8 protein-coding genes are annotated in these 7,829 nt (G+C 66.3%); 3 read left to right on the forward strand and 5 right to left on the reverse strand.

The features are described from left to right. Positions 1-655 (reverse strand): IS630 family transposase (locus tag ACWGSR_RS37300; protein ID WP_453573803.1); only part of this gene is annotated, 655 nt, incomplete at its 3' end. A 148-nt stretch (positions 656-803) separates the two neighbouring features. Between ACWGSR_RS37300 and ACWGSR_RS37305 the strand changes: the two genes are divergently transcribed. After that, positions 804-1,594, forward strand: a protein-coding gene (locus tag ACWGSR_RS37305) for an IS5 family transposase (RefSeq protein WP_453573822.1) whose coding sequence is annotated in 2 segments (ribosomal slippage) — positions 804-1,134 and positions 1,134-1,594 — 792 coding nt in all. Because the reading frame shifts where the segments join, the coding sequence is not laid out codon by codon here. A 90-nt stretch (positions 1,595-1,684) separates the two neighbouring features. Here ACWGSR_RS37305 and ACWGSR_RS37310 read toward each other — a convergent pair. The 3 genes from ACWGSR_RS37310 to ACWGSR_RS37320 all read right to left on the reverse strand — a co-directional run bounded on the left by ACWGSR_RS37310 (position 1,685) and on the right by ACWGSR_RS37320 (position 5,416). Then, the gene (locus ACWGSR_RS37310; protein ID WP_453573805.1) at positions 1,685-2,794 is read right to left on the reverse strand and encodes a serine/threonine-protein kinase; all 1,110 of its coding nucleotides are present in this window, start codon (positions 2,792-2,794) and stop codon (positions 1,685-1,687) included. Beyond that, on the reverse strand, positions 2,776-4,482 hold the full coding sequence (locus tag ACWGSR_RS37315; RefSeq protein WP_453573808.1) for a serine/threonine protein kinase: 1,707 nt from the start codon (positions 4,480-4,482) through the stop codon (positions 2,776-2,778). The genes ACWGSR_RS37310 and ACWGSR_RS37315 overlap by 19 nt, the downstream gene beginning before the upstream one ends. A gap of 187 nt (positions 4,483-4,669) precedes the next feature. After that, entirely contained in the window at positions 4,670-5,416 is a 747-nt protein-coding gene (locus ACWGSR_RS37320; protein ID WP_453573811.1) for a transposase family protein, read from the reverse strand. A 332-nt stretch (positions 5,417-5,748) separates the two neighbouring features. Here ACWGSR_RS37320 and ACWGSR_RS37325 point away from each other — a divergent pair, with 332 nt between their 5' ends. Then, complete coding sequence (locus ACWGSR_RS37325; RefSeq protein ID WP_453573814.1) at positions 5,749-5,874, forward strand: hypothetical protein; 126 nt, start codon at positions 5,749-5,751, stop codon at positions 5,872-5,874. A gap of 93 nt (positions 5,875-5,967) precedes the next feature. On the opposite strand, the gene ACWGSR_RS37330 is transcribed toward ACWGSR_RS37325, so the two are convergent. Continuing rightward, positions 5,968-6,546, reverse strand: coding sequence for a hypothetical protein (locus tag ACWGSR_RS37330; RefSeq protein ID WP_453573816.1), 579 nt, complete (start codon positions 6,544-6,546; stop codon positions 5,968-5,970). Positions 6,547-6,963: 417 nt separating this feature from the next. Between ACWGSR_RS37330 and ACWGSR_RS37335 the strand changes: the two genes are divergently transcribed. Further along, positions 6,964-7,728, forward strand: a complete 765-nt coding sequence (locus ACWGSR_RS37335) for a transposase family protein (RefSeq protein WP_453573819.1) — start codon at positions 6,964-6,966, stop codon at positions 7,726-7,728. Positions 7,729-7,829 lie beyond the last annotated feature (101 nt).

A 7,829-nucleotide genomic window follows, 5' to 3' on the forward strand; every position in this document is an offset into this window, starting at 1 on the left:
CGAGGTGGACCTTGTGGTCGAAGTGGCCGGCCAGCCGGTCCAGGAAGCGACACATCACCTCGGCGGTAAAACTCTCGGTGAAGACCATGAAGTGCATCCGGCCCCTGGTGCTGATCGCCGACATCGCGTTCACCGAGAACCGGTTCCCGGACCGCCGTACAACGGGGGTCTTCCCCTGCTCGCCCCAGGTACGGCCGGTGACCTGGTCGGAGCGGATGCCGACCTGGTCGGCGAAGAGGATCTCACCGCCGTCGGCCTTCGCCTTCACAGGAATCTCCGGCCAGGTCGGCCGGTGCCAGCGCCGCACGGCCTCGGGGTCCTGTTCGACGGCCCGCTTGTCCGGGCGCTGGAAGGACAGCTCCCACCGCTTCAGGTACTTGCCCACCCCCACCTCGGTCAGCCGCACCCGGTACAGCTTCGCGATCAGCTCGCCCACCAGCCGCCGCGTCCACAGCTGCCCGCCCAGGCCCACGTCGCACGGGCGACGGTCGAGAACCGCCTGACGCACGGCGGCCTGCTCGGCCTCCCCGAGTACCTGATGCACCCCGACCGGCTTGCCCCGCGGCTGCATGACCAGCGCCTCTCGCCCACCGGCCCGCCACTTCGACCACCAGATGTCGACGGCCTTCAGCGACACGCCGAAGACTGCCGTCACGTCCTCACGGTCCCGCCCCGCCACCAACGCGGCCACCGCCCGCAGCCGCAGGGCCTCTTAGAGGTCCTAACAGAAGATATTGATCATGTGACTGTGGGCTTGGTTGCTCGTTGGTCCGTTCGTGGCGAAGAGGAACTCTCGGCCGTGAATCGTCTCGGACGAACTGTGGTCGCTGATCGAGCCGTTGTTGCCGGCCCCGGCACCGAAGCTGGTGATGGGACGCCCGCGGGTGCCTGATCGGCAGGCTCTGTGCGGGATCCTGTTCGTGCTGCATACCGGGATCCAGTGGGAGTACCTGCCCCAGGAGCTCGGCTTCGGCTCTGGCATGACGTGCTGGCGACGTCTGGCCTTGTGGAACGAGGCCGGCGTGTGGGACCGGCTCCACGTCGTCCTGCTGAAGAAGCTGCGGTCGGCCAAGCAGCTCGACTGGTCCAGGGCGGTGATCGACTCCAGTCATGTCCGGGCTGCTCGACGCGGCCCAAAAGCGGGCCCAGCCCGGTCGACCGAGCGCGGCCGGGCAGCAAGCACCACGTCCTCGTCGACGGACAGGGCATCCCACTCGCCGTGTCCCTGACCGGCGGAAACCGCAATGATGTCACCCAGCTCCTGCCCTTGCTGGCGAAGGTTCCCTCCGTCGCCGGCCTGGTCGGCCGGCCGCGCCGTCGCCCCGACGTGCTGTTCGCCGACCGTGGTTACGACCACGACAAGTACCGCCGTCTGGTCTGGGACCGGGGCATCAAACCGATGATCGCCCGCCGGGGTGTTCCGCACGGCTCCGGCCTCGGCGTCTACCGGTGGGTCGTCGAGCGAACCATCGCCTGGCTGCACGGCTTCCGACGCCTACGCGTCCGATGGGAACGACGCGACGACATCCACGAAGCCTTCCTCGGCCTCGCCACCTGCCTCATCACCTACAGGCATGTCCAACGGCTTTGTTAGGACCTCTTACGCCGACGGCGACAGATGCCGCGCGTCCCCCACCAGACCGCTCACACCCCACCAACGACCCAGAACCCGAACCATTTCGGCTCAATAAGGAAAGAGGGTGATCACGACGACCGCGATGACGATGATGAGGGCGAGCAGACCTGCAGTCCCGAGGACGATCAGTGCACTGAAGTTGAAGATCAAACTTCCGGCGGCTTTCCACCCCTTCGGCGTCAGCCCCGCGATTCGCCGAGTTCGTTCGAGACCAGGTGCCGACGGGCCGGGGGCGTACTCCTCCTTGAGCTGCTCCCCTTCAATCTCGTAGTCGGATATCAGGGCGATCCAGCTATCAGGCGGTTCGACTGCGTCGGTTCGGAACGATCGGTGCGCGATTTTACATTCCTCGGCCAATACACGCAGTTCTGTCAGGGTGGGCCGGTCGGCCGCGTCGGGGGCCAGGCACGCTTCTGCGAGCGGACGAAGTGGGGCGGGAAGGTCGCTGAGGTCGACCGTTGCTCGGGATACGAGTGCCAGAAGGCGCACCGGGTCGCCAGTGTCGGGGTAGGGGGGGTGACCGGTTGCCAGGGTGCTGAGTGTGGCGCCCAGGGCCCAGATGTCGCAGGCGGCTGTGGCGGGTTCCCCGCGGGCTTGTTCGGGAGCGATGTAGGCGACGGTGCCGAGTGTGACACGGGTGCGGGTCAGGTCGGAGGCATGTGAGATGCCGAAGTCGATGAGTCGTATTCCCTGGGAAGTCAGCAGGATGTTGTGCGGTTTCAGATCGCGGTGGATGACCCCAGTGGAGTGCAGTGCTTCCAGGGCGACGGCGCAGTCAGCGAGGATGCGGGCGGCGGCAGTGGGATGAGCAGTTCCGCAGCGTGTCACGAGATCACCCAGGGAAGGTGCCGCGACGTACTCCGTTGCGAGCCAGGGCAGCGGGGCGTGCGGGTCCGCGTCGAATACACGAGCTGTTTGGGGTCCGGCTGCGCGTCTGGCCACCTTGACCTCGCGGGCGAATCGGTCTCGGTCCGCATCGGTTGTCAGACCTTCGACCAGAAGGGTTTTGACGGCATAGAGGCCTTCGGTCCCGTCCCGGTTCGCGAGGTAGACACGGCCCATACCGCCAGCGCCGATGCGTCCGAGGAGCTGGTACGGACCCAGCGAGGTGGGATCTGCCCGGTGAAGTGGACGCAGGATCAGATCGTCGTCAAACACAGTATCCGCCCCCGGTCGGAAAACCTGTAGCGGACTTGTGTTCGTGGCGGGCAGGCCGTGTCGGACACTCCGTACTGCAGTACGCGCAGGACTGCGAGGGTGTCCGGGGCCGTATCCGAGCACTGGACAGTCGTGGCGAAGACGGACGCGGTTCTGAGCGGCGTGACCTCGGTGAGGACTGCGGGGACGGGCTGGGCACCGATCACGCACTCGCCCGGGTGGAAGAGCCGTTCGAGGCAAAGACTGATGGTGGCTGCGCGGCTGGACCGAGTCCAGGCCACTGCGGAGTAGGGGGCTCCGCAGCGGTCTGGTACTGCCTGGCTGGTGGAGGAAACAACGCGCCAGTGAGCGGCGGGTGCAGTGCAGTCCGTGGTTTGGGGTGAAGGGGCGAGCCAGCGGCCCGTGGGATCGAGGGCGGTCTGGACGCAGTCGCCGGTCCTGATCTCGGCGAAGGCCCGGTCGATGGGGCCGGGTTGTCCGGCTTGCCGGTTTTGGTAGTAGCCGTAGGTCAGTCCGCCGCCCAGTATCAAGAGTACGGACGCCATGAGCACTTGTACGGTACGCACGAAGACGTTCTCACGACGGCTTCGCGATTGTGCAGGGCGATCGCCGGGCTGTGGTGTGTCGTCCTGGGGGGTAGTGGGCAGGTGTGCCGTATGTTCGACGGCTGTTTGTGCAGAATGGGCTGCTGGGCGGCCTAGGAGCAGTGTGCTTTCCCGTGGTTTCGCGGGCTGCCCGGGAGCGATGCCAGCTGCGCGGGGATCGACTGCGAGCTCGCGGCCCTGGCGTACGTAGGCCTCGATGATCGTGGTCCAGGGGCGGGGTAGCCAGCCTTCCGGACTAGTCAGTGTGGGCATCTCGGCCAGTTCGGTGGTGAGGCTGTCCAGCAGGCCTTCGGCTCCCGGCCGGTCTCTGGGCCTCAGGGCGAGGCACTTGCGCACCACTGGGGCGATTTCGTCGGGTAGGCCCGTCAGGTCGAGGTTCGCCTCCGCTACGTACGTGAGCAGTGCCAGCATCTCCATGCCGGCCGGGTACGGGGCGCGGCCGACGACGAGGTGGAAGAGGGTTGCACCCAGGGAGTAGATGTCCGACGCCGCTGTTGAAGGCTCACCGCGTGCCTGCTCCGGTGAGGTGAAGGCCACCGTGCCCAAGGTCAGCTGCGTACGTGTCAGGTCAGCTGCGTGTGAGATCCCGAAGTCGATCAGCCGTGGTCCGCTCAGAGGCAACAGCAAGTTATGCGGCTTCACATCTCTGTGCACGATCCCGTGTCGATGGAGCTCCGCGATCGCTTCCACAGCTCCGCGCGTCACCCACCGTGCAGCTGCGCCGGCCAGTGTTCCGGCTCCTGAGACCAATTCCGCCAACGAGGGCGCCGGAATGTATTCGGTGGCCAGCCACGGCCGTTCGGCTCCGGCGTCCGCTCCCAGTACGCGTGCGGTGTGTAAGCCTTCCGCCCGCCGGGCCACCTTTACTTCACGGGCGAAGCGTCTGCGGTCGACAGCGCTGACTTCAGCCTGTGCCAGGGGGGACTTGATGGCCACCAGCATGCCGTCGGTGAGCGAACGGCCCAGGTAGACCCGCCCCATACCACCGGCTGCCAGACGGCCAATCAACGGGAATCGGCCGAGCCGGGCCGGATCATCGTCCTCCAAAGGCTGGATGTCCGCTCCGCCCGGTAACTCCCCCACCTTGGATCCCTTTCGGTGACTACATGTCATGAGCACGGAAGTAAAATTCTATCTACGGACGGGCCAGAAGTGGAGGCGTTCACCTACAACAAAAAGATCCCCGCCCGCGTCTTGCCGGAGCCCGACTACAATGAGTGGGCGACGACGCGCTGATGGTAGACCGGAATACACGAACACTGAGCCGTTTTCATCCTGAATAGCTGCAGGTCAGGAGCGTGTGGACGGCTTGGACGATGGTGCCGATGCGTCGGGTGGAACATCGGGCTCGGCGAAGGATCCGCCAGGACTTCAGCTGCGCGAAGGCACGTTCCCCAGGAGCTCTCAGGCGAGCGTGGTCGCGTTTGAACTGCTGGTAGTGCTCGGGCTGTTCGCGGTGGTGGTAGTACGGGGTGCGGACGGTGGCGCCGGCGCCCTGACAGGCACGGTCGGCGAGAACGAGGACCTGCCGGGTGAGGCAGGCCTGGACGATGCCATGGACCCGGGCCGCGGTCAGGTCGTGGGTGCGACCCGGTGTCGCACGCGAGAACCACAAGGGTGTGCCGTCAGGACGGGCGATGACCTGCACATTCATCCCATGCTTGCGATGTTTCACGGAGTAGTACGGCTCGTCGGCGGCGATGCGGTCGATGGGGATCAGCGTGCCGTCGACGATCACGTGGTCGCCCTCGCCCAGGCCGGTCAGGGCTTCGTGCAGGCCCGGCGCCCACGCCGCGAGGATGTCGAGGGTCTCGTCGACGTAGCGCCAGGCTGTGGCTGTCGAGACGCCGAAGCCGGCCGCCAGGACGGGCAGCGGCTCGTTCTTCCGCAGATGCACCAGTACGAGCAGGGCCTGGCGAAAGCAGCCGAGCTTCCGCCACCGCGAACGGCGTTCACACCTTCGTGCGTAGATGAGCCAGGAAACATGCTCGACCAGCTCATGCGGGACGTCGACCATGGCACGATACGGGACCAAGCGAGGCTCCTCGGACGATGCGTGGTGCGTAGAGAACACCACCGCAACGACCAGGAGCCTCGCCTCGTTACACACCCACGCTGACCTGCCACTTCACCCTACGGAGACAGGATGAAAACGGCTCACTGGCACGCCCTTGACCAGCACAGACGTGAGATTGGAAAAGGCTCAGTCTGTCCGCCGAGCAGGCCGCTCCCGCCCAGCTCGCAAGACTGATACGCGACCACTGGAAGATCGAGGCCCTGCACTACGTCCGCAACACCACCTCTGCCGAGGACGCCTCCCAATTGCGGACCGGACATGCTCCCCGCGCAATGGCGACCTGGCGGAACCTCACTGTCGGCGCCTTACGGCTCGGCGGCGTCAAGAACATCGCCGCCGGCCTCCGCCGCAACGCACGCGACGCCCGTCGTCCCCTCGCGCTCCTCAGCCTCGCATGATCACAAAACAGAGGCCCACAGACTACGCCGAAGCCCTGCCCGGATCCTCACCTGAGGTCCGGGGGTCGCCTTTCGGGCAAGGGGTGACGATCCTCAGTCATCGGCGGTGGGTGCCCGTCTCAGCCTTGCGTCGAAGTCATCGGCGATCGCCTTCGGGACGGTGCCCCCGTACATGGTGATCACACCACCGGTCCGGACGAACGTGACCAGTGCGCCCGGTTCCTGGAGTGGACCCGGTTGCAAAGGGATGCCTGATCCTCCCAGGTCCGGGTGCCCCGCCGGCGGAGCCAGGACGCGGTAGCTGACCACCTCGTCGCCCACGTTGAACTGCGGCTTCGCCGGCCGCGTCCCGAACCGCAGGTAGAGATCCGCGTAGTAGGAGTTGTAGTGCGCGCACGCGGGAATCGAGGCCCGCAGTTCCTGCATGATCCGTTGTGCGTCGGTCCGGGCGTAGCTGTGCGAGGTCACATAGTGCTGATCCTGGCCGGCCTTCGTCGGTGTCAGCACGACGAGAGTCGAGGCCAGGGGCATCCGGTCACGCGACCAGAGGGCGGACGCAACCTCTCCGCAGGAGTAACCGGGAGGATCTGCCCCGATCTGCGGGCGGTGGAACACAGCCCGGTAGCCGGGAACGTCCTTCCCGCGCGGCAGAACAGCCATCAGCTGCGCCATCGTGACCGGCTCCCCGCTCCCGCCAGCGGGACTCCGTTTGACGACCGCCAGAACAGCACCCCCACCCACCAGGACGATCAAGGCGAGTATCAACAGTAGGGAACGACGACGCATGAGCAATTTCCTGTCGCAGGGACCGGACACCGGCTCAGGCACCCTGTCATACTCGCCATCCCTCCGTGCAGGGCATGGTCATCACTGCAGTGGAGAAGGGTTATTGCTCCCGCCGACGAAAGGTCACTCTGCAAGGCGAACGATCACGCGAAGAGCAGAGCTGCGAAACGAAGGGATCGGCGTCACAGGACAGTGAGCCTTTTCCAACCTGGTTCCGGCGTGCGGCAGTTGGCCTGACAACGTGGTGAAGCCCCTGGTAGATGGGTTTTCGACCAAGAGAACCGTCTCCACCAGAGGCTTCACATGCTTGTCTACCCGTCGGGCATCGACGTGTCCAGCTCCGCTCTCCGCTTCCTCACGCAGCAGCTACGGCGCCACCACCGCGCGATCGGATCTCGGTGGCGGCGCCTGAACGCCGGCCGCCAGGCCCTGCTCACCCTCGCCCACCTCCGGGTGGGACACACCTACTCTCAGCTCGCGGCCGGGTCCGGCATCGGCACCACGACGGCCCACCGCTACGTCACCGAGGCGGTCGAGCTCCTGGCCGCTCTCGCCCCCAGCCTGGCCGAAGCAGTGCGGACCGCACCGGCGAAGGCCTGTCTCCTCCTCGACGGCACGCTCCTGCCCATCGACCGTATCGCCGCGGACCGGCCGTTCCACTCCGGCAAGCACAAGAAGCACGGGATGAACGCGCAGGTCATCGCCGACCCCTTCGGCCGGCTGCTGTGGGCTTCACCGGCCCTGCCCGGCGCCGTCCACGACGTCCGTGCGGCCCGCGAGCACGGCATCGTCGACGCACTCGCCCAGGCAGGCATCCGGTGCTGGGCCGACAAGGGATATCGAGGTGCCGGCGGCACGGTCCGCATCCCGTGCTGGGGCCGGTGGGAGACCCTCTCCACAGGCCAGCAGGCGGTCAACCGGTCCCACGCGAAGATCCGGGCCCTCGTCGAACGGGCCATCGCCACCCTCAAGTCCTGGCGACTCCTGCGCAAACTGCGATGCTCGACCGCCCGCATCACCAGCCTCGTACAGGCCGTCCTCATCCTGCATCTGACCAGCTCAGAGTGAGGATGGAAAAGGCTCACTGAGCCTCTTTCATCCTGAATAGTTGCAGGTCAGCAGGGTGTGGACGGCTTGGACGATGGTGCCGATGCGGCGGGTGGAGCATC

The organism is Streptomyces sp. NPDC055632 (assembly GCF_053618675.1).